This is a genomic window from Hymenobacter cheonanensis (genome assembly GCF_030581075.1).
In the GTDB taxonomy this organism is placed as follows: domain Bacteria; phylum Bacteroidota; class Bacteroidia; order Cytophagales; family Hymenobacteraceae; genus Hymenobacter.
This window is the reverse complement of the sequence record NZ_JAUQSW010000006.1, coordinates 144,083-162,438: the sequence shown is the minus strand read 5'-3', so window position 1 is coordinate 162,438 and position 18,356 is coordinate 144,083. Positions and strand designations below refer to the sequence as shown.

The 18,356-nt window shown below is 65.4% G+C and carries 16 protein-coding genes; 15 read left to right on the top strand and 1 reads right to left on the bottom strand.

The genetic code is table 11. The features are described from left to right. Nucleotides 1–54: 54 nt before the first annotated feature. From Q5H89_RS13250 to trmB, 8 genes are all read left to right on the top strand, one after another. Nucleotides 55–1,809 (top strand): hypothetical protein, encoded by a 1,755-nt coding sequence (locus Q5H89_RS13250; protein WP_305019806.1) that lies wholly within the window; start codon nucleotides 55–57, stop codon nucleotides 1,807–1,809. Nucleotides 1,810–1,927: 118 nt separating this feature from the next. After that, nucleotides 1,928–3,421 carry an HU domain-containing protein gene (locus Q5H89_RS13245; RefSeq protein WP_305019805.1) on the top strand — a complete coding sequence of 498 codons (1,494 nt, stop codon included), beginning with the start codon at nucleotides 1,928–1,930 and terminating at the stop codon, nucleotides 3,419–3,421. Between the two features lie 53 nt (nucleotides 3,422–3,474). Then, nucleotides 3,475–4,182 carry a MotA/TolQ/ExbB proton channel family protein gene (locus Q5H89_RS13240; protein WP_305019804.1) on the top strand — a complete coding sequence of 236 codons (708 nt, stop codon included), beginning with the start codon at nucleotides 3,475–3,477 and terminating at the stop codon, nucleotides 4,180–4,182. 89 nt (nucleotides 4,183–4,271) lie between these two features. Next, nucleotides 4,272–4,694 carry an ExbD/TolR family protein gene (locus tag Q5H89_RS13235; RefSeq protein WP_305019803.1) on the top strand — a complete coding sequence of 141 codons (423 nt, stop codon included), beginning with the start codon at nucleotides 4,272–4,274 and terminating at the stop codon, nucleotides 4,692–4,694. A 93-nt stretch (nucleotides 4,695–4,787) separates the two neighbouring features. Further along, the gene (locus Q5H89_RS13230; protein ID WP_305019802.1) at nucleotides 4,788–5,699 is read left to right on the top strand and encodes a hypothetical protein; all 912 of its coding nucleotides are present in this window, start codon (nucleotides 4,788–4,790) and stop codon (nucleotides 5,697–5,699) included. Between the two features lie 120 nt (nucleotides 5,700–5,819). Then, complete coding sequence (locus Q5H89_RS13225) at nucleotides 5,820–7,142, top strand: bifunctional folylpolyglutamate synthase/dihydrofolate synthase (protein ID WP_305019801.1); 1,323 nt, start codon at nucleotides 5,820–5,822, stop codon at nucleotides 7,140–7,142. Nucleotides 7,143–7,182: 40 nt separating this feature from the next. Continuing rightward, a complete protein-coding gene (locus Q5H89_RS13220) occupies nucleotides 7,183–7,875 on the top strand; it encodes a potassium channel family protein (protein ID WP_305019800.1) in 693 nt (230 codons plus the stop codon). Nucleotides 7,876–7,922: 47 nt separating this feature from the next. Further along, nucleotides 7,923–8,585, top strand: coding sequence for a tRNA (guanosine(46)-N7)-methyltransferase TrmB (trmB, locus tag Q5H89_RS13215; RefSeq protein ID WP_305019799.1), 663 nt, complete (start codon nucleotides 7,923–7,925; stop codon nucleotides 8,583–8,585). A gap of 102 nt (nucleotides 8,586–8,687) precedes the next feature. Here the strand turns inward: trmB and Q5H89_RS13210 are convergent, their stop codons facing one another. Further along, nucleotides 8,688–9,314, bottom strand: a complete 627-nt coding sequence (locus Q5H89_RS13210) for a hypothetical protein (protein WP_305019798.1) — start codon at nucleotides 9,312–9,314, stop codon at nucleotides 8,688–8,690. A gap of 188 nt (nucleotides 9,315–9,502) precedes the next feature. Between Q5H89_RS13210 and mnmA the strand changes: the two genes are divergently transcribed. The 7 genes from mnmA to rpe all read left to right on the top strand — a co-directional run bounded on the left by mnmA (nucleotide 9,503) and on the right by rpe (nucleotide 18,326). Continuing rightward, nucleotides 9,503–10,663, top strand: coding sequence for a tRNA 2-thiouridine(34) synthase MnmA (gene mnmA, locus Q5H89_RS13205; RefSeq protein ID WP_305019797.1), 1,161 nt, complete (start codon nucleotides 9,503–9,505; stop codon nucleotides 10,661–10,663). A gap of 134 nt (nucleotides 10,664–10,797) precedes the next feature. Continuing rightward, nucleotides 10,798–11,550 carry a hypothetical protein gene (locus Q5H89_RS13200; RefSeq protein ID WP_305019796.1) on the top strand — a complete coding sequence of 251 codons (753 nt, stop codon included), beginning with the start codon at nucleotides 10,798–10,800 and terminating at the stop codon, nucleotides 11,548–11,550. A 127-nt stretch (nucleotides 11,551–11,677) separates the two neighbouring features. Then, on the top strand, nucleotides 11,678–13,372 hold the full coding sequence (locus tag Q5H89_RS13195) for a S8 family serine peptidase (protein ID WP_305019795.1): 1,695 nt from the start codon (nucleotides 11,678–11,680) through the stop codon (nucleotides 13,370–13,372). A gap of 92 nt (nucleotides 13,373–13,464) precedes the next feature. Beyond that, a complete protein-coding gene (locus Q5H89_RS13190; RefSeq protein WP_305019794.1) occupies nucleotides 13,465–13,797 on the top strand; it encodes a hypothetical protein in 333 nt (110 codons plus the stop codon). Between the two features lie 376 nt (nucleotides 13,798–14,173). Next, nucleotides 14,174–15,283: a tetratricopeptide repeat protein gene (locus Q5H89_RS13185; RefSeq protein WP_305019793.1), complete on the top strand. Its 1,110-nt coding sequence runs from the start codon at nucleotides 14,174–14,176 to the stop codon at nucleotides 15,281–15,283. 43 nt (nucleotides 15,284–15,326) lie between these two features. After that, nucleotides 15,327–17,411, top strand: a complete 2,085-nt coding sequence (locus tag Q5H89_RS13180; RefSeq protein WP_305019792.1) for an OmpA family protein — start codon at nucleotides 15,327–15,329, stop codon at nucleotides 17,409–17,411. Nucleotides 17,412–17,588: 177 nt separating this feature from the next. Then, a complete protein-coding gene (rpe, locus tag Q5H89_RS13175) occupies nucleotides 17,589–18,326 on the top strand; it encodes a ribulose-phosphate 3-epimerase (protein ID WP_305019791.1) in 738 nt (245 codons plus the stop codon). The last annotated feature ends 30 nt before the right edge of the window (nucleotides 18,327–18,356 follow it).

The following is an 18,356-nucleotide window of genomic DNA, read 5'->3' as shown; positions in this document are numbered from 1 at the left end:
CGGCGAGGAGCGCACTCATTTCCTTAGCCGCCCGCCGGTATAAATTCTGTGTTAATGAAACGCTTACAGGTGATAAAATCAAGCTTTACTACCGTCGCCGGGCGGCCCCTGCTGCTGGCCGCCGGCCTGAGCGGCGCCCTGGCTTTGGGCGCGCAGGCGCAGACCCAGCCCGGCCGGGGCCGGGCGCGCGGCACCATCCAGGACGCCGAGATTGAGATTGTGAAAGACCGGGTGAACACCCTGCCCGAGGCCACGCGCAACTTCGAGAAAATCCGGCTGGCCCCGCCGCCCAAGCCCACCCGGCAGGTCACCTATACCTATCCCGATTTCCGGCTGCCCGCCACCCGCCTCAACCCCTCGGTGCAGGTGCTCACCGTAGCCCAGGAAGAGCTGGAGCCCCTCACCGGCAACTACGTGAAGCTGGGCCTGGGCAACTACGGCTCGGTGTATGGCCGCGCCCACCTGCACTCGACCCGCAACGAGCAGTACAGCTACGGCCTCGACGTGCGCCACAACAGCTCGACCAGTGGCCCGGTCGATGGTAAGAATTCGGGTGCCAGCCTCACCAGCGCCACTGCCACCGGCGAGTATTACACAGGCAGTACCGCCCTGGGCGCCGCCCTCGACGTGGCCCGCGATACCTACCACTTCTACGGCTACGACCGCAGCAAGCTGGCTGACGTGCCCGATGCCGACAACATCCGGCAGAGCTTCACCCGCTTCGGCGCCCGCGCCTACGCCCGCAACCGCGCCCCCGATGCGGCTTTGCAGTATGAGGTGGGGCTAGGGTATAAGTACTTTGGCGACCGCTTCGATGTGAGCGAAAACAACCTGCTGCTCAATGCCAAAGCCGGCTACGCGCTCAGCGAAACCAGCCGCATTACCCTCGATGCGCAGGGCTCGTTTATTTCGGATAAGCAGCCGGCTATCACCCGCACCCGTAATTTCTTCCAAGCCACCCCGGCCTACGAGCTGACCGGCAAAACCGGTCTCAGCCTCACGCTGGGGGCCACGCTGGGCTACAGCAGCGATGCGCTTTACGGCACCGGCAAGGGCATGATTAACCCGGCCGTGCGCGTGGGCTACGCCGTGGTACCCGAGAAATTTCAGCTCTACGCCGGCCTCGGCGGGGCCATCCAGCGCGTGACGCGCTACGACCTGAGCCAGGAAAACCCCTGGCTGGCCCCCGGCCAGACCCTGGCCGATACCCACGCCGGCCCCACGGTATACGCGGGCTTCACTTCCACGCCCGTGAGCGGGCTGGAGCTGGCCGCCCGCGCTACCCTGGGCCGCTCGCGTAATTTGTACTTTTACCGCAATTCCGTAGCCGACACCAGCAAATTTGACCTCGTGTACGATAGCACCACCATCAACGTGGTGAACGTGCACGCCGAGGCGCTCTACAGCGCCAGCGAGAAGGTGCGCATTGGGTTCAAGGCCGATTACAACCACTACGGCGTCAAGTCGTTGACGCAGGCGTATGGCCGCCCGGCGTTTCTGGGCACGCTCTACGGCACGTACAACGTGTTCGATAAGCTGCTGCTCGGGGCTAGCCTGTATTACTACTCGGCCAATTATGGGGTAGGGTACGTGTCCGGCGCCACGTTGCCAGTGCCCGCTCCGCGCACCGCCGTCGACCGCCAAACCAACTCGCTTATCGACCTCAGCCTGCGGGCCGATTATCGCATTACCCCAAAGTTCAGCATCTTTGCCCAGGGGAATAATCTCACCAATCGCCACTACCAGCGCTACCTCAACTACCAAAGCCAGGGTATTAATGTGCTTGGGGGCGTAACGTACTCATTTTAAGCCCCTGGCCAATTTACTTGCAGCGCCCGCGTAGGGCAGCGCTAAGAAATTGGCTTTTCCCTGCCCTAACTTTAGCCGCGTAACTGCTTATCTGCCCGCCCGCCAACTTATTTGCCCGATGAATTTAGCCGACCACCTACGCCCACTGCTCCGCGACCACGACTGCGTGATAATTCCGGATTTTGGGGGCCTAGTGGCCGAGTACACGCCGGCCCGGGTGCAGCCCGGCGGCCGGCACGTACTGAGCCCGCCCACCCGCCAGGTAGCCTTCAATCAGGCGCTTACCCGCAACGATGGCCTGCTCGTCGACGCCCTGCGCCAGCACCTGAACGTGCCCGCCGCCGAGGCCCGCGAGGCCCTGCGCCAGGCTGTGGCCACCCTGCACCGCGACTTGCAAACCCAGCAGCGCACCGAGCTGCCGGGCATTGGCGTGTTTCGCCAGCTGGCCGGTCGGGGCCTGCAATTTGAGTACACCGGCACCGACAACCTGCTCACGGCGGCTTTTGGCCTGCCCGAGCTTACGGTGCACCCCGTGTCGGTCACCGATGCCCGCCTGGCCCGCGAGCAGCAGGCCCAGCTGGTGCCGCGCCTGCGCTCGGCTGGCCGGGGCGTGCGGCTGCGGCGCGTGGTGCCCGGCGCGGCCATTGGGCTATTGGCTGGCCTGGCCGTAGCCGGATTGTATTTATTGAATCTGCACCCCACCGTGCTGCCCACGGCCTGGCAGGGACACCTGCCCCGCTGGGAGCAGCCGGCCAGCCTCGCCGCGCCGCAGCAGGCCGCGCTGGCGCAGCCTACCTTCACGGCCCCCGCGGCGGTGCCGGTAACAGTGCCCGCTAGCCCCGCCGCCCAGCCCCTGGCCGAGGAAGCGGCAGTGGCGGAAAAATCAGCCGTAGTAGCGGAGGAAAAGCCAGCGGTGGAGAAGAAAGCCACCGCGGCCCACGTAGTTACCCCCGCGCCGACCCAGGCGGCCCCCGCCCAAACCGACCCGGTAGATGCGCTGCTGGCCCGCCGCTCGGCCGTGCCCAGCCCCGTGCGGCCCCGCATGAAAGCCCGCAAAGTGCCCGCCGCCGCCGCCATTGCCCTAGCCGATGAGAGCAATGTGGCCAAGCCTGTGCCCCTGGCCCTGCGCAAGCCCGGTACGCCCGCCCTCACAACCTCTTATGTAGTAGCCACCACGGCTCCCCGGCCCGCCGCTGCGCCCGCCGCCCCCGCTAGCCAGCCGACCGTGCACGTAGCTTCGAGCAAGGCCCTGGCGCTGGTGCCCAAAGCAGCCCCGGTGCACCGCGCGGCGCCGGTAGCGGCGCCCGCTGCTGCCCCCGCCCCGCTAGCCCCTGCGGCGGCAGCGGCCAATGCAGCTACCACAATTAAAAGCCGCACCGGCCGTTATTACCTCATTGTAGCCGCCTACGGCTCGCTGGCCCGGGCCGAGGAAGGCCGCCGCAACCTGGCCCACGCCGGCCGGCCGGCCAAGGTTATTCTGCCGCCCCGGGGCAGCCGGCTGTACCGCCTCTCGGCCATCGACTTCGCCGATAAGCCCTCGGCTACCCTTGCCGCTAACCGCCTGCGTCAAAATCCGCATTTCGACAAAGGCCTGACGGTATTGCCTTATTAAGTAAGCCTTTGCCGGGCTAGCCCCGGCTTCTTCGTTCTACCTTTCTTCGCTGAATGTCCGTTTTCCTGCTGCAAGCCGCCCCGGCCGTTACCTCCGTGGCTACCGACACGGCCGCTGCTGCGGCCAATGCCGCCGCCAACGCGGCCCCCGGCCTCTCGCTTATCGACCTCATTCTGCGCGGTGGCTGGATAATGCTTCCCATCTTCCTGCTGCTCATTGTTTCGATTTACATCATCGCCGAGCGCTACCTCACCATTCGTAGCGCCGGGGGCAACCCCGAGTCGTTTATGACCGGCATCCGGGCGCTCATGGTGAAGGGCGATTTGCAGGGCGCCAAGCTTTACTGCGCCCAAAACCCCTCGCCGCTAGCCCGCATGGTGGAAAAGGGTTTGCGCCGCATCGGCTTGCCCATCACTGAAATCGAGGCTAGCGTCGAAAACGTGGGGAAGATTGAGATTGCCCGCCTCGAAAAGAACATCAGCATCCTGGGCATTATCGCGGGCATTGCGCCCATGCTGGGCTTTGTGGGCACGATTATCGGCGTTATCAAGATTTTCTACGCCATTTCCAGCAGTGGCGAGTTTGGCATTACCCAGATTGCGGGCGGCCTCTATACCAAGATGGTGACTTCGGCGGCCGGCCTCATCGTGGGCATTATCGCCCACATTGGCTACCATTGGCTCAGCATCCTGGTCGAGCGCATGGTGTTTCGCATGGAAAACTCGGCCATCGAGTTTATGGATATTCTTCAAGACAATTAGGAATTATGAATTAAAAATTATGACTTGTTTCTGTCGTAGCGGCAGCCTCAATTCATAATTCATAATTTTTAATTCATAATTCAAACGCAGTGAATCTCTCCCGCCGCCGTCACGCTTCTTCGCACGTCGAAACCAGTTCGATGAACGACATCATGTTCTTCCTGATGCTGTTCTTCCTGATTGTGTCCACGATGGTGAACCCCAACGTTATCAAGCTGTTGCTACCCAATGCCAAGAGCAGCAAGCAGGTGATGAAGCAACCCATCACGGTAAGCATCAACGCGGCCGGCGAGTACTTTGTAAACAGAAAGCCCGTGACGGCTGCCACCCTCGAGCCCGAGCTGCGCGCTTTGCTCGTGCCCGGCCAGCCCACCGAGGCCCAGCCCAGCGTAGTGCTGCGCGTCGATGCCGGCCTGAACGTGCAAAAGCTGGTCGACGTACTCGAAATCGGCAACCGCCTGAAGCTGAAGATGGTAATGGCCACCCAATCGCAGCAGGCCGCCGGGAAATAATTATGAGTTGTAAATTATGAATTATGAGTTAGCCTTAGGGCATCACTCGCCTTAATTCATAACTCATAATTCAAAATTCATAATTAAAAAACAATGGCCCTCGATTATCCTGAAGAGCACCGGCGCGAAGCTCTGGGCATCACGGCGGTCGTGCTGCTGCTGCTGGCTCTGCTCTGCTTTTTCCTGAAGTTTAACGGCCCCAACCCGCCGCTGGAGGCGCTGGGTGGCGATGGCGTGGAGCTGAACTATGGTCTCGACGAGGCTGGTTCGGGCGATATTCAGACGATGGCTACCGCCAACGCCTCGCAAAACCGCGAAGATTCGCGCCCCCCCGCCGCCCAGCCCAGCCCCACGCCCCAGCCTGCCCAGCCCCGCGTGGAGGCCAGCGCCCCCGCCCAGCCTGCCGCCCAGGAAAAAGTAATTACCAGCGAGGCCGAAGACGCCGGCGCCACTGTGCCGCCCGTGGAGAAAGCCGCCCCCAAGCCCGCGCCCGAAGTGGTGCGCGAAACGCCCAAGCCCCGCGAGCAGCCCCGCACGCTCTACACGCCCAAGGGCAGCGCCGCCGGCGTGGCTGGCGGCAACGGCGTAAATGGCAGCAGCAGCGCGCCCACCGGCAATAGCAATGGCGACCACCCCGGCACCGTGGGCGACCAGGGCGACCCCAGGGGCTCGCTCAATGCCAAGGCCCTCTACGGCGAGCCGGGCAGCGGCGGCAGCGGCTCGCGCCCCGGCGCGGGGGGGGGTAGTGGCTTGGAAATGAGCGGCTGGGCCGTAGATAACGTGCCCGATATTCCGAAGCTGGACGACAACCCTGGGGAGGCCCGCTTTCGCATTGTTATTAACAACGACGGCGACGTGGTATCGGTCACGAAAGTAACGGGTAACCTGTCGCCGGAGCAAACGCAGGCGGTGCGCGACGCGCTGCAAAAGGCAACCTTCCGCAACGTGAATGGCAAGGACGGCGGCGCGGTTGGGTACTACCGCTTCCGCTATTCGGTGCGTTGAAAATTGCTCGGATAACTCTTTATATTATTGCGAGCCCTGTGCGGCAATCGCACCAGCGCGGGATGGCTGGGATGCAATTGCCGCGCAGCGCTCGCAATAGCTTTTTAGTAGGTTGCTGTTATGAATTACCCCGAAACCCTGGCTTGGCTTTATGCACAACTACCCATGTACCAACGCGTGGGGGCGGCGGGCTTCAAGAAAGGCTTGGGCAATACGGAGGCCCTGGCCGCCGCGCTGGGCCACCCCGAAACCAAGTTTCGGAGCGTGCACGTGGCCGGCACCAACGGCAAGGGTTCCTCCTCGCATCTGCTGGCGGCGGTGCTGCAAAGCGCGGGCTACAAGGTGGGCCTCTATACCTCGCCGCACCTGCGCGAGTTCACCGAGCGCATTCGGGTGAACGGGCAGGAGCTAGCCCCCGCCTACCTCGTGCAGTGGGTGGCTAGCCACCAGCAGCTGTTTACTGAGGTGCAGCCCTCGTTTTTTGAGATGTGCGTGGCGCTGGCCTTCGACTACTTTGCCGCCGAGCAGGTTGATGTGGCCGTGGTGGAAGTGGGGCTAGGGGGGCGGCTCGATTCTACCAACATCATCACGCCGCTGGTGTCGTTGATAACTAACATTAGCTACGACCATCAGGCCATGCTGGGCAACACGCTGCCCGAGATTGCGGGCGAGAAAGCGGGCATCATCAAGCCTGGCCGGCCCGTCGTCATCAGCCAGACCCAGCCCGAGGTGGCGCCGGTTTTCGAAGCCAAAGCCCGGCAGGCGGCTAGCCCGCTGCTGTTTGCCGACGCGCGATACGAAGTCCGGCCCACTGGCGAAACTACTCCCGAGGACTATGCCAGAGGTACCCAAGTACTGAATGTGTACCGCGAAGGTCAACTCTCTTTAGAAGGCGTGCAGCTAGGCCTGCTCGGCGACTACCAGCGCCTGAACCTGCCCGGCGTGCTGGCCACCCTTGACGAGCTGCGCGCTCAGGGCTTTACGATTCCCGAAAGCGCCGTGCGCCAGGGCCTGCGCGAGGTCACGCGCCTCACGGGCTTGCGCGGGCGCTGGAGCATCATTGGCCAGCACCCGCTGGTGGTGGCCGATACCGGCCACAACGAGGGCGGCCTGCGCCTGGTGCTGGCGCAGCTGGCCAGGGTGCCGCACCGGCACTTGCACCTGGTTATCGGCACCGTCAATGACAAGGACGTGGCCCAGGTGCTGGCCCTGCTGCCGCGCCAGGCCACGTATTATTTCTGCCAGGCCGATATTCCGCGGGCCCTGCCGGCCGAAGCACTGGCGGCGCTGGCTGCGGCCCAGGGGCTGGCGGGGCGGGCCTACGGGCCGGTGCCGGTGGCCGTGGCGGCCGCTAGGGCGGCGGCCGGACCCGACGACGTGGTATTTATCGGTGGCAGCACCTTCGTGGTGGCCGAAGTGGCGGAACTGTACGAGCAGGGCTAGCGCGTATTTTCGCGCCCGGCCTTTACCGGCCGCCCCGCCCATGAGCTACCTGCGCCGTCCCTACGCCCGGCTGGCCCGGCATCGCTACAAGCTGCTGATGGCCAGCCTACTGCTGCTGGTGCTAGGCTCGGGCTTTGCGCCGGCTACTGTCGACCCGCACTTATTTGCCGCCCTGCTGCTGCAAAACCTGGCCGTGGGCGTGCTGGTCTTTGCCGAAGAGCGGCCGTGGCTGCTGCTGCTGTGCCTGCTGGTGGTGCTGGGCCTGGAAGGCACCGCCCAGCTTCGGGGCTGGCCGTCGGTGCGCGCCTACACCGGCGTGGTTTACAGCGTGTTCTGCTTTTCCATTACGCTGCGGATTTTCCGTAAAGTGCTGGGCGCGGGGCGGGTATCGGCCGAGCTGCTGGCGGCTACCATGTGCGGCTTCGTGCTGCTGGGCATGGTGGGCACGTTCTTGTTCATCCTCATCGACGTGCTGCAGCCGGGCGCTTTTGCCAACGTGCCGCCCGAGCCGGGTACCGTGCAGGCACTCAATTACTTCAGCTTTGTAACGCTGCTCACCGTGGGCTACGGCGACATTGTGCCCCTGAGCAACGTGGCCCGCAAGGCCACCGTGCTGCTCGGGCTAATCGGGCACTTCTACGACCTGTTCGTGGTCAGCGTCATCGTGGGCAAGTACGTGGGCGGGGTAGTGGAGGGCGTGGAGGAAGACCGGGCCGCCCCGCCCGAGAAGTAGGCGCCGGCCGTACTTTTGCAGCCCTTTTTAGCTAAAAAACGCCTGCCGTGCCCCGTATCAAACTCCAGCGCTTTGCCGACAATGCCACCCGCCCCGACATCGTAGAGCCGGGCAAAGCCACGTTTGGCCGCCTGGCCGGGCACTGGCGCGGCGATTTTTTTCACAACGACCACCCGCTGGTGCTCGAAGTAGGCTGCGGCAAGGGCGAGTACACCGTGGGCCTGGCCCAGCGCCATCCTGCGCAAAACTTCCTGGGCCTCGACATCAAGGGCGAGCGCATTTGGCGCGGCAGCACCCGCGCCGAGGCTTTGGGCCTCCGCAACGTGGGTTTTCTGCGCCTCATGGCCCACCAGCTCAGCGAGCATTTTGCGCCCGGTGAGCTTAGCGAAATCTGGATAACCTTTCCGGACCCGCGCCCCCGCGACCGCGACATCAAGCGCCGCCTCACCTCGCCGCGCTTCCTCACCCAGTACCAGGCGCTGCTGGCCCCCGGCGGCGTGGCCCAGCTCAAAACCGACAGCGAGGGCCTCTACGACTACACGCTGGAGGTGCTGGCCAGCCGCCCCGGCGCCCGAATTGAGGTAGCCACCCGCGACCTCTACGCCGAAACCGACCCCGCCTTCGAAGCCGCCCAGGCCATCCAAACGCACTTCGAGGGCAAGTACCGCGCCGTGGGCGTGCCCATTAAGTACGTGCGGTTTTCGCTGTAAAAAACAGGGGCAGCCCCGGGGCCTTGGCCCCCCTTCGACTGAAAAAAACGAAGCCCGTGGTTGGGCAGCCACGGGCTTCTACGAGCGCTGGTATACAGCAGACTAGGCCTCTTCCAGGGCCTCAAACACGGCTTCAAGCTCGGTGAAGTCGCGCAGGCCGGGCTTTATTTCGTGGCCGCCGGCCAGGATGAGGCCGGCGGGGTGCACCTGCTGGGCCAGGTCGGCCGCCTCGGTAGGGTCGGTGGGGCCGGCCAGCCACAGCGGCGCCTGGCGGGCTAGCTGGTGCCAGTAGGCGTAGTCGTTGGGGTAGTAGTGGGGCGGGGTGGTAAAGAGCGCGAAGCCCTGCGGAAAGGCCGCCGTGAGGTCGGCCAGCGCGGCGGCAAAGTGCTCCTGCTTGATAATAAGGTCAGCGGGCACCTCTACCAAAGCGGGCACTGCCAGCCCCTCGGGCCAGGCCTGGCGGGCGCGGTCGAGGCGCAGCAGCACGCCGGTGAGGCCGCATTCTTCGACCAGGCGGTTGATTTCGGGGCCGGCCACGTGGCCAAACTCGCCGATGATATCGACGCCGGCCACCCAGCCGGCCAGCTCGCGGGCGGTAGCGGCGGCTACGGCGTCGGGCAGGTTGGCATCGAGCGTGAAAATGAGACCCTGGGCGCCCATGCCGGCGCAGTAGCGGGCGTCGGACAGGTTATTGATGCCGCGCACGAGCACGGGAATGGCAAGAGACATTTCCTTTAAGTATGAATTATGAATTGTGGCAGGGCACAAAAGTAAGCCGGGTTGGTGCGGGAGCTGGTAAACGGCAGCACGCGCCTGACTCAGCCTCGCCAATTCATAATTCATAATTTATAATTCAGAATTACCTTTGTACTGGCGCCAGTCGGAACATTCACCTCCCTGAGTGGCTAGCCCTCTTAATGACCCCAACCCCAACCAAGGGCCGCGTACTCGTGGCCATGAGTGGCGGCATCGACTCGTCGGTGGCCGCCGTGCTGCTGCACGAAGCCGGCTACGAAGTCGTCGGCATGACGATGAAAACCTGGGACTACGCCAGCGCCGGCGGCTCGAAAAAAGAAACCGGCTGCTGCTCGCTCGACTCCATCAACGATGCCCGCGACATTGCCGTGCGCCTGGGCTTTCCGCACTACATTATTGATATTCGGGAGGAGTTCGGCGATTTTGTCATCGACAATTTCACCGAAGAATACCTGGCCGGCCGCACCCCCAACCCCTGCGTGCTCTGCAACACCCACATTAAGTGGGATGCGCTGCTGCGCCGCGCCGACCAGCTTGGCTGCGAGTTCATCGCCACCGGCCACTACGCCCAAATCCGGCAGGATGAGGCTAGCGGGCGCTTTATCGTGAGCAAAGGCCTCGACTCAACCAAGGACCAGAGCTATGCGCTGTGGGGCGTGACGCAGCAGAGCCTGAGCCGCACGCTGTTTCCGCTGGGGGCCATGCGCAAGAGCGAGATTTACGACGAGGCGCGGCGTCGCGGCTTCACGGCCCTCGTAAATAAGCCCGAGAGCTACGAAATCTGCTTTATCCCCGACAACGACTACCGCAGCTTCCTGCGCCGCCGCGTGCCGGGCCTGGAGGAGCGCGTGGCCGGCGGCCGCTTCGTGGACCGCGACGGCCGCGACCTGGGCGGCCACGAGGGCTACCCCTTCTACACGATAGGGCAGCGCAAGGGGCTGGGCATTGCGCTGGGCTTTCCGGCTTATGTCACGGCCATTCGGCCTGAAACCAACGAAGTGGTACTGGGCAACTACGACGAGCTGGCCAGCACCGCTACCACCGTGCACAAGCTCAACATGGGCAAGCTGGCCAGCCTCGAAGGCCGGGGCCTGGTGCCGGCCGTGGTGAAGGTGCGCTACCACCACGCCGGCTCGCCGGCATTTCTGGAGCAGCTGGGCGACACAATTAACATCTACTTTCCCGAGCCGGTGCACGCCATCACGCCCGGCCAGGCGGCCGTGTTCTACGACGGCGACGACGTGCTGGGCGGTGGCTGGATTCAGCGCCACGTGATAGGCGAGGTGCCCGTGGCGGCCCCGGCCGCCGAAGCGCTGGCCTAGCCGGCGGAGCGGTGCTGGCCAGGCCAGCGCCCCGGGCGTTATGGTTGACCGTTAGTACCTTGCCGGCTGCCGCCGTGGGTGGCCGGCAAGGTATTTTTATGGACAGATTTTTTTGTATGAATTTGCGTTTTCGCTTGTTATCCGCGCTAAAAAATACCCGGTGGGGCGCCTTGGTAGCGTTGCCGGTGCTGCTGGCCGGCTGCCGCCACGAGTCGGTGGTGCCCAACCCGGTGGCCGATTATTTTCCGGTGGTGGTGGGCACCTACCGCACCTACGCCGTCACCGACTCGGTGTGGACCAATGCCCGCGTGAGCGTGACGAGCTACCAGCTGCGCGAGCGCGTGGCCGAGCAGTTTACCGACGCGGCCGGCCAGCCGGCCTACCGGCTCGTGCGCTCGCGGCGGGCCACGGCCAGCGCCGGCTGGGCCGATGACAGCGTGCTCATCGTGCAGCCCTCGGCGCGGGCCGTGCTGCTTACCCAAAACAACGTGCGCACCGTGGAGCTGATTTACCCCGCCCGGGCCGGTAAGGGCTGGAACGACAGCGCCTTTACGGCTTCGCCCGACACGATTATCAGCCTGAAGCGGTTTTACGGGCCTAGCGTGGGCGGGCCCTACACAGTGCCCGCCTTTAGCGGCCAGCCAGCCAAAACCTATGACAATACGGTGGCCACGTACAAGCTCTTTGCGGCCCAGGACAACGACGGCCTGCGGCGGCGCAGCGGCTACCAGCAGGTGTATGCCCAGGGCGTGGGGCTAGTGGTGCGGCGGCGCTACGGCTACGCGCTTTACACGACCAATCCGGCCGATGGCACCGAAACGTATTACAAGGACGTGCAGCGTGGCATAGCCCACCGCGAAGTGCTGCTCGAAACGGGCACAATTTAGACCGCCCGGCGGTTGAGACAGCTGCCAGCCGGCGGGTCTGCTTCGGAGCAGGCTGGCCGGCTGGTTTTTTGTAAGCCGGGCGGCGCAGGGCAAATGCCCTAATTTAGCCGGCCTGATTCTCTAGGATATGAAAAAACTATTTTGGCCGGCGGCCCTGCTGCTCGCCACGCTGCTGGGCGCGGCCCCGGCCAGCCAGGCCCAAACGGGCCAGGTGCGCCGCTACTTCGTGTACTTTAAGGACAAAGCCGGCACGCCCTACACCGTGGGCCAGCCCCAGCAGTTTCTCTCGGCGCGGGCGCTGGCCCGGCGCAGCCGCCAGGGCATTGCGGTGCGCCCGCGCGACTTGCCGGTGAGCCCCGCCTACCTGGCGCAGGTGCGCGCCGTGAGCGGCCAGCCGCAGGTGGTGTTTACCTCGCGCTGGCTCAACGGCGCCGTGCTGGCCTGCGACTCGGCCACCCTGGCCCGGGTGCAGCAGCTGCCAGCCGTGCGCAGCGCGCAGCTACTGAGCCGGGTGCTGCCGCAGGCCCCGGCCCCGGCGGGCGCCGTAACCCCGACCCCCGCGCCGGCCGCGCCCGCCAGCCCCCGCGCCACCTACGGCAAAGCCTACGCCCAAAACCAGCTCATCGGGGCCGTGGCCATGCAAGATGCCGGCTACCGGGGCGAGGGAATGCAGATTGCCATCTTCGACGCCGGCTTTCCGGGCGCCGACCAGATTACGGCCCTGCAAAATATCCAGACCCAAGGCCGCGTGGCCGGCACCCGCAACTTTGTGGATGGCGGCCGAAGCGTATACCAGCGCAATGGTCACGGCACGGCCTGTCTCAGCCTCATCGGCGGCGAGCTGCCGGGCTACTACGTGGGCACGGCTCCCCGCGCCACCTTCCACCTCTGCATTACGGAAGACGTGGCCAGCGAGTCGCCGATGGAGGAAGCCAACTGGCTGGCCGCCGCCGAGTACGCCGACTCGGCGGGGGTCGATGTCATCAGCTCGTCGCTGGGGTATAATACGTTTGATGACCCCGCCCTCTCGCACACCTACGCCCAGCTCAACGGCCGCACGGCCATAGCCAGCCTGGCGGCGCTGGGGGCCGCCCGCGCCGGCATCGTGGTCGTAAACTCGGCCGGCAACGACGGCAACAACAGCTGGCACTACATCGGGGTGCCCGCCGATGCCGACAGCATTATCTCGGTGGGGGCGGTTGACTCGCTGCGCAACCACGCCGGCTTCAGCTCCTACGGCCCCACGGCCGATGGCCGCCTCAAGCCCACGCTCGCCAGCATGGGCGTGGCCTCGGCCGTGCTGGCCCCGAGCGGGGTGGCCGTGCGCGGCAACGGTACCTCCTACGCCTGCCCCGAGCTGGCGGGGCTAGTAGCCGGGTTCTGGCAGGCCAACCCCACGCTGAGCGCTCAGCAGGTCATTCAGGCCCTCGAAGCCGGCGCCTCGCAGGCCCAAAACCCCGACAACACGCTGGGCTACGGCATTGTCAGCTTCGCGGCCTCGTATAACCTGCTGCACCCCGGCGCGCCGCTCGCGGCTAAAGGGGCTACGGCCGCCGCGGCCGGGCTAGCCATCTTCCCCAACCCCAGCCACCTCGACGAGCTGATGCTGGCCCTGCCCGCCAGCCTGCGCGGCCAGGTGCTGCGCGTGCGGGTGCGCGATGTGAAAGGCGCCCTGGTGGGCGAGCTGCTGCTGCCGGCTAGCCCCGCCGCCACGGTGGCGCTACGCCTGCCGGGCGGGGCGCTGGCGCCGGGCGCCTACCTCTGCACGGTGCAACCAGTAGCGGGCGGCGCGGCGCAGACAGTGCGCTTCGTGCGGCAATAATTGCCAATAATATTAGGTTAAAAAATCTAATATTATTGGCCGCATTATGAAAAATCCGTATCTTTAAGCCGTCAACCAGACGCCCCTTTTCCATGTTACAGTTAATGACAACCAAGCGCATCGGGCGCCGCCAGTTTCACTTCACCGTGCAGGGCGGCAACCTGCACGAAGCCGTGGCTGAGTACGACCGCCTGAGCTTTCCCGACGTGGCCGCCTGTGGCCTCTGCGGCTCCGACAACCTCGATTTAACCTCGCGCGTGGCGCAGGGCAAGTTCAAGTACACCTCCGTGAAATGCCTCTCGTGCCGCGGCGACCTCACCTTTGGCAAAAACAAGGACGACGACCAGTCGTACTTCCTGCGCCGCAAGGAGAGCGGCGAGCTCGACTGGCGGGCCTTCGAGAAGAAAGCGGAAGACCCTAAATAGCCGCGGGCCTAGCTAGGCGCTCCGCCTGCTTTAGAAGGCACCCCTTGTCCATCGCTCAAAAGCCCGCTGCCTGCGCCGGTCAACCGGCGCAGGCAGCGGGCTTTTTTCGAGGGTGTTTGCGAAGTGCCTGGGCCTGAAGCCGCAGCCGTACTCGGCGCAGTTGGTGAGCTGGGCCTTGCTGAAAACAAGCCGTGGGCGCCCACGCTAGGGCACTGCCCGCGGCGCCTGTGAGCGTCAATTCAGGCCGCCGTGGTACCGTGCGGCTAATTAGTTGGAATCTAAGCAGAACCGGCGGGCTAGCCCTTGACGCGAGCAAGTAGGGGCCGCTACCTTCGCCAAGCTGCCCCGTGCGGGCGGTTTTGCGAGCCGGCTGTTTATGTTGCGAACTACTACGCTGCTAAGGTGGGGACTGGGAATCAGTCTGGCGAGCCTGCTGGCCGCCGCGCCCGCGCGGGCCCAGGTCGATACTGTGCGGGCCAGCACCTTGCCCGGCCCGCAGCTGGCCGAAAAAGCCTACAACGCCGGCCTGGCCAGCTACCAGGCCCAGAACTATGCGGCCGCGCTCGCCAGCTTCGGCCAGGCGCTGGCCGCTAGGCCCGATTTTGCGCCCGCCTACGCCAACCGCGCCGCCACCCGGCTAGCCCTCAAAGACTACCCCGCCGCCGAGGCCGACTACGACCAAGCGCTGAAGCTAGAGCCCGGCGTCTACGCCCACTACTTTGGCCGCGGCCAGGTGCGCGAGGCCGCCGGCCGCGCCCCCGAGGCCGAAGCCGACTACGGCGAGGCCCTCAAGGCCAACCCCGCCTACGCGCCGGCCTGGTACAACCGGGGCGTGCTGCGCTTCGAAAAAGGGGAGTACGAGGCCGCCCTCACCGACTTCGACGGGGCCATAAAAGCTGACCCTACCGCGGCCTATGCCTACCACGACCGCGCCAGCACCCAACTGCGGCTAGGCCACTACGCCGAGGCCGTGCCCGACTATACCAGGGCGCTGGCCTTGCAGCCCACGCTGCTGCCGGCGCTGCTCAACCGCGCGGCCGCCGAGCGCCGCCTTGGCCAGCTGCCCGAGGCCCTGCATGATTACGATGCCTACCTGGCCCAGAAATCCGACAACCCGCTGGCCTTCACCAACCGGGGCAACGCCCGCTTCGAAAACAAGGACTACGCCGGCGCCGTGGCCGATTTCGACCGCGCCCTGGCCCTCGACCCCAAGTATGCCTACGCCTGGAACAACCGCGCCGCCGCCGAGCTGAAGCTGACGCAGTATGCCAAGGCCGCCGCCGATGCCACCGAGGCCCTGCGCCTCAGCCCGCAGTACGCCGAGGCCTACCTCAACCGGGGCCACGCCCGCGAAATGCTGCGCCAGGCCGACGAGGCCTGCCAGGACTGGCGCCAGGCCGCCGCCCTGGGCCGCGCCGAGGGCAACCGCTACGCCGCGGCCGCCGGCTGCGCCGGCGACGCGGCCGAAGTGCCGACCGCTAAATAGGAAGTTGCTAAATAGTTGCTAGGGGAGTAGTTAGTCGAGTAGTATGGATAAGATACCAACGATGCGGAAGGTTGCCGGGCTGGTTGTGGCGGGGGGCCTGCTGGCTGTTTCGGCCCAGGCCCAGAGCGTGGAGTTTACGAAAGAGAAATTCAGCGAGGACAAGCAGGGGCTGAAGGAGGCGCAGCGCGAATTGAAGGCCGGCGACGAGGCCTACCGCGCCGAGCCGCCGCGCTACGCGCTGGCGCTGCCGCACTACCTGGCGGCCCAGGAGTTTAACCCCAACAATGCCGAGCTGAACGTTAAAATCGGCGATTGCTACCTGCACTCGGGCACCAAGGCCCAGGCCCTGAGCTACCTGCAGCGGGCCCAGCAGCTGGCGCCCGCCGCCGAGGCGCGCACTCACTACCTGCTGGCCCGCGCCCTGCACCTGAACGCCAAGTGGGCCGAGGCCATCAAGGAATACCAACTGGCCGGCCCCCTGGCGGGCGGCCGCAAAGCCGAGGGCGACCCGCTCGTGGTGACGGCCGAGGACCTGGCCCGCCGCGTGCGCGAGTGCCGCAACGGCCAGGAGCTGCAGAAGCACCCCGCCCGCGTGTTCATCGACAACGCCGGCCCGCAGGTCAACTCGGCGTATTCGGAATATGGCCCCGTGGTATCGGCCGATGAAACGGCGCTGCTCTTTACCTCGCGCCGCCCCGCCCGGGCCAACGCGCCCAAAGACCCCGACGGCGACAGCTACTACGAGGATATTTACCAGACCACCTGGCTGGGCAAAACCCCGGGCTGGGCCCCGGCCACCAATCTGGGCGCGCCCGTGAACGGCGACGGCCACGACGCCACCGTGGGGCTAGCCCCCGACGGCCAGCGCCTGCTCGTGTACGCCGACGCCAATGGCGGCGACCTCGAAGAAACCACCCTCAAGGGCACGGCCTGGGGCAAGCCCCAGCGCCTGGGCAGCCGCATCAACTCCAGATACCACGAGTCGTCGGCGGCCTACTCGCCCGATGGCCGCTACCTGTACTTCGTGAGCGACAAGCCCGAGGGCGGGCGCGGCGGGCGCGACATTTACAAGGTGGAAATCGACGGGCGCGCCCCGGCCGAAAACCTGGGGCCCGTCCTCAACACGCCCTACGGCGAGGAGGCCGTGTTTTTGATGCCTGACGGCAAAACGCTGTATTTCTCCTCGGAGGGCCACAACTCGATGGGCGGCTACGACATTTTTAAATCGACCTTTGCCAACGGCAAGTGGGGCGAGCCCGAAAACCTGGGCTGGCCCATTAATACGCCCGATGACGACGTGTTTTTCGTGACCTCGGCCTCGGGCCGCCACGGCTACTACGCCGCCGAGCGGCCGGGTGGGCTGGGGGGCAAGGACCTCTACCGCATCACCTTCCTGGGCCCCGAAAAGCCGCCCGTGCTCAGCGAGGAAAGCCAGCTGCTGGCCTCGCGCCTGGCCCCGCAGCCCCAGACGCTGCTCGCCCCGCCGGTAGCGGTGGCTACGGCCCAGGTCACCATTCTCAAAGGCACCGTGACCGACGCCGCCACCCGCCAGCCGCTGGAAGCCACCGTTGACCTGATTGACAACAAAACCGGCCAGCCCATCGCCACCTTTCACAGCAACGCCACCTCGGGCAAGTACCTAGTGAGTTTGCCCTCGGGCCTCAACTACGGCATTGTGGTGCGGCAGGAAGGGTATTTATTCCATTCCGAAAACTTCGACCTGCCCGCCGAAGCCGCCTACGCCGAGGTGGTGAAAGACATTCCGCTCAAGAAGCTGGAAGTGGGCGTGGTGATTGTGCTGAACAATATTTTCTTCGACACCGGCAAGGCCACCCTGCGCCCCGAAAGCACCGCCGAACTCGAGCGCCTGCTCAAGCTGCTTACCGACCAGCCCGCCCTCAAGCTCGAAATGGCCGGCCACACCGACAACGTGGGCCGCCCCGCTGCCAACCAGGACCTGAGCCAGCGCCGCGCCCAGGCCGTGGTGAGCTACCTGACCCAGCACGGCGTAGCCGCCGCCCGCCTGGCGGCCGCCGGCTATGGCGACACCCGCCCCGTGGCGCCCAACACCACCGCCGGCGGCCGCCAGCTCAACCGACGCACCGAGTTTAAGGTAACGGGCAAGTAGGTGAATACTAGTTAAATAGAATCTGTTCTGGCGAGCGCGGCAATCCTTCCTTTTTCGTTGCAGAAGTACTCTTAGCGTGAAGGAAAGATTGCCGCGCTCCGCGTTGCCGCGCGCGCAAGGACAGATAGGTTTTAGCTAGCCCCCTCATCAGCCGCAGCCCGCCGTACTTTTGCCTTGATGAGCCATTCCCTGCCCGATTTTCCCCGCCCGGCCGCCCGCCGCGAGCCGCTGCTAGCCCCCTCGCTGCTGGCCAGCGACCTGGCCAACATCCAGGCCACCGCCGAGCGGCTGGCCACCGCCGAGGCCGACTGGCTGCACTTTGACGTGATGGACGGCCGCTTCGTGCCCAACATCTCCTTCGGCCTGCCCATTCTGGAAGCCCTGCGACCCCACGCCAAGCAGCCCATCGACGTGCACCTGATGATAGAGCGGCCCCAGGACTACCTGGCGGCCTTCCGCGACGCCGGCGCTACGCATATGACCGTGCACTACGAGGCCTGCCCGCACCTGCACCGCGTGGTGGAGCAGATTAAAAGCCTGGGCTGCACCGCCGGCGTGGCCCTGAACCCCGCCACCCCGGCTAGCCTGCTCGCGGACATTGCCGCCGACCTCGACCTGGTGCTGGTGATGTCTGTCAACCCCGGCTTTGGGGGCCAAACCTTCATTCCGCACACCTTGCAGAAGGTAGCGGAGGTGAAAGAGCTGCTGCTCGACAGTGGCTCCGGGGCCCTCATCGAGGTCGATGGCGGCGTGAGCCAGGCCAACGCCGCCGCCCTGGTGCAGGCCGGGGCCGACGTGCTGGTGGCCGGCAGCTTCGTGTTCAAATCGCCGGGCGGGCCGGTGGCCACCCTGGCCGGCCTGCGGAAATTGTTGCGCGAAGCGGGGCAAGAGCAGGAGCAAGCCGCAAAAAAGTAAGCCGGAGCATACGCAAAGCCTGGCCTAGCC

Coding starts and splice junctions, on each gene's coding strand:
- Q5H89_RS13250 (WP_305019806.1), top strand. CDS start 55: ATGAAACGCTTACAGGTGATAAAATCAAGCTTTACTACCGTCGCCGGG.
- Q5H89_RS13245 (WP_305019805.1), top strand. CDS start 1,928: ATGAATTTAGCCGACCACCTACGCCCACTGCTCCGCGACCACGACTGC.
- Q5H89_RS13240 (WP_305019804.1), top strand. CDS start 3,475: ATGTCCGTTTTCCTGCTGCAAGCCGCCCCGGCCGTTACCTCCGTGGCT.
- Q5H89_RS13230 (WP_305019802.1), top strand. CDS start 4,788: ATGGCCCTCGATTATCCTGAAGAGCACCGGCGCGAAGCTCTGGGCATC.
- Q5H89_RS13225 (WP_305019801.1), top strand. CDS start 5,820: ATGAATTACCCCGAAACCCTGGCTTGGCTTTATGCACAACTACCCATG.
- Q5H89_RS13220 (WP_305019800.1), top strand. CDS start 7,183: ATGAGCTACCTGCGCCGTCCCTACGCCCGGCTGGCCCGGCATCGCTAC.
- Q5H89_RS13210 (WP_305019798.1), bottom strand. CDS start 9,314: ATGTCTCTTGCCATTCCCGTGCTCGTGCGCGGCATCAATAACCTGTCC.
- mnmA (WP_305019797.1), top strand. CDS start 9,503: ATGACCCCAACCCCAACCAAGGGCCGCGTACTCGTGGCCATGAGTGGC.
- Q5H89_RS13195 (WP_305019795.1), top strand. CDS start 11,678: ATGAAAAAACTATTTTGGCCGGCGGCCCTGCTGCTCGCCACGCTGCTG.
- Q5H89_RS13190 (WP_305019794.1), top strand. CDS start 13,465: ATGTTACAGTTAATGACAACCAAGCGCATCGGGCGCCGCCAGTTTCAC.
- Q5H89_RS13185 (WP_305019793.1), top strand. CDS start 14,174: ATGTTGCGAACTACTACGCTGCTAAGGTGGGGACTGGGAATCAGTCTG.
- Q5H89_RS13180 (WP_305019792.1), top strand. CDS start 15,327: ATGGATAAGATACCAACGATGCGGAAGGTTGCCGGGCTGGTTGTGGCG.
- rpe (WP_305019791.1), top strand. CDS start 17,589: ATGAGCCATTCCCTGCCCGATTTTCCCCGCCCGGCCGCCCGCCGCGAG.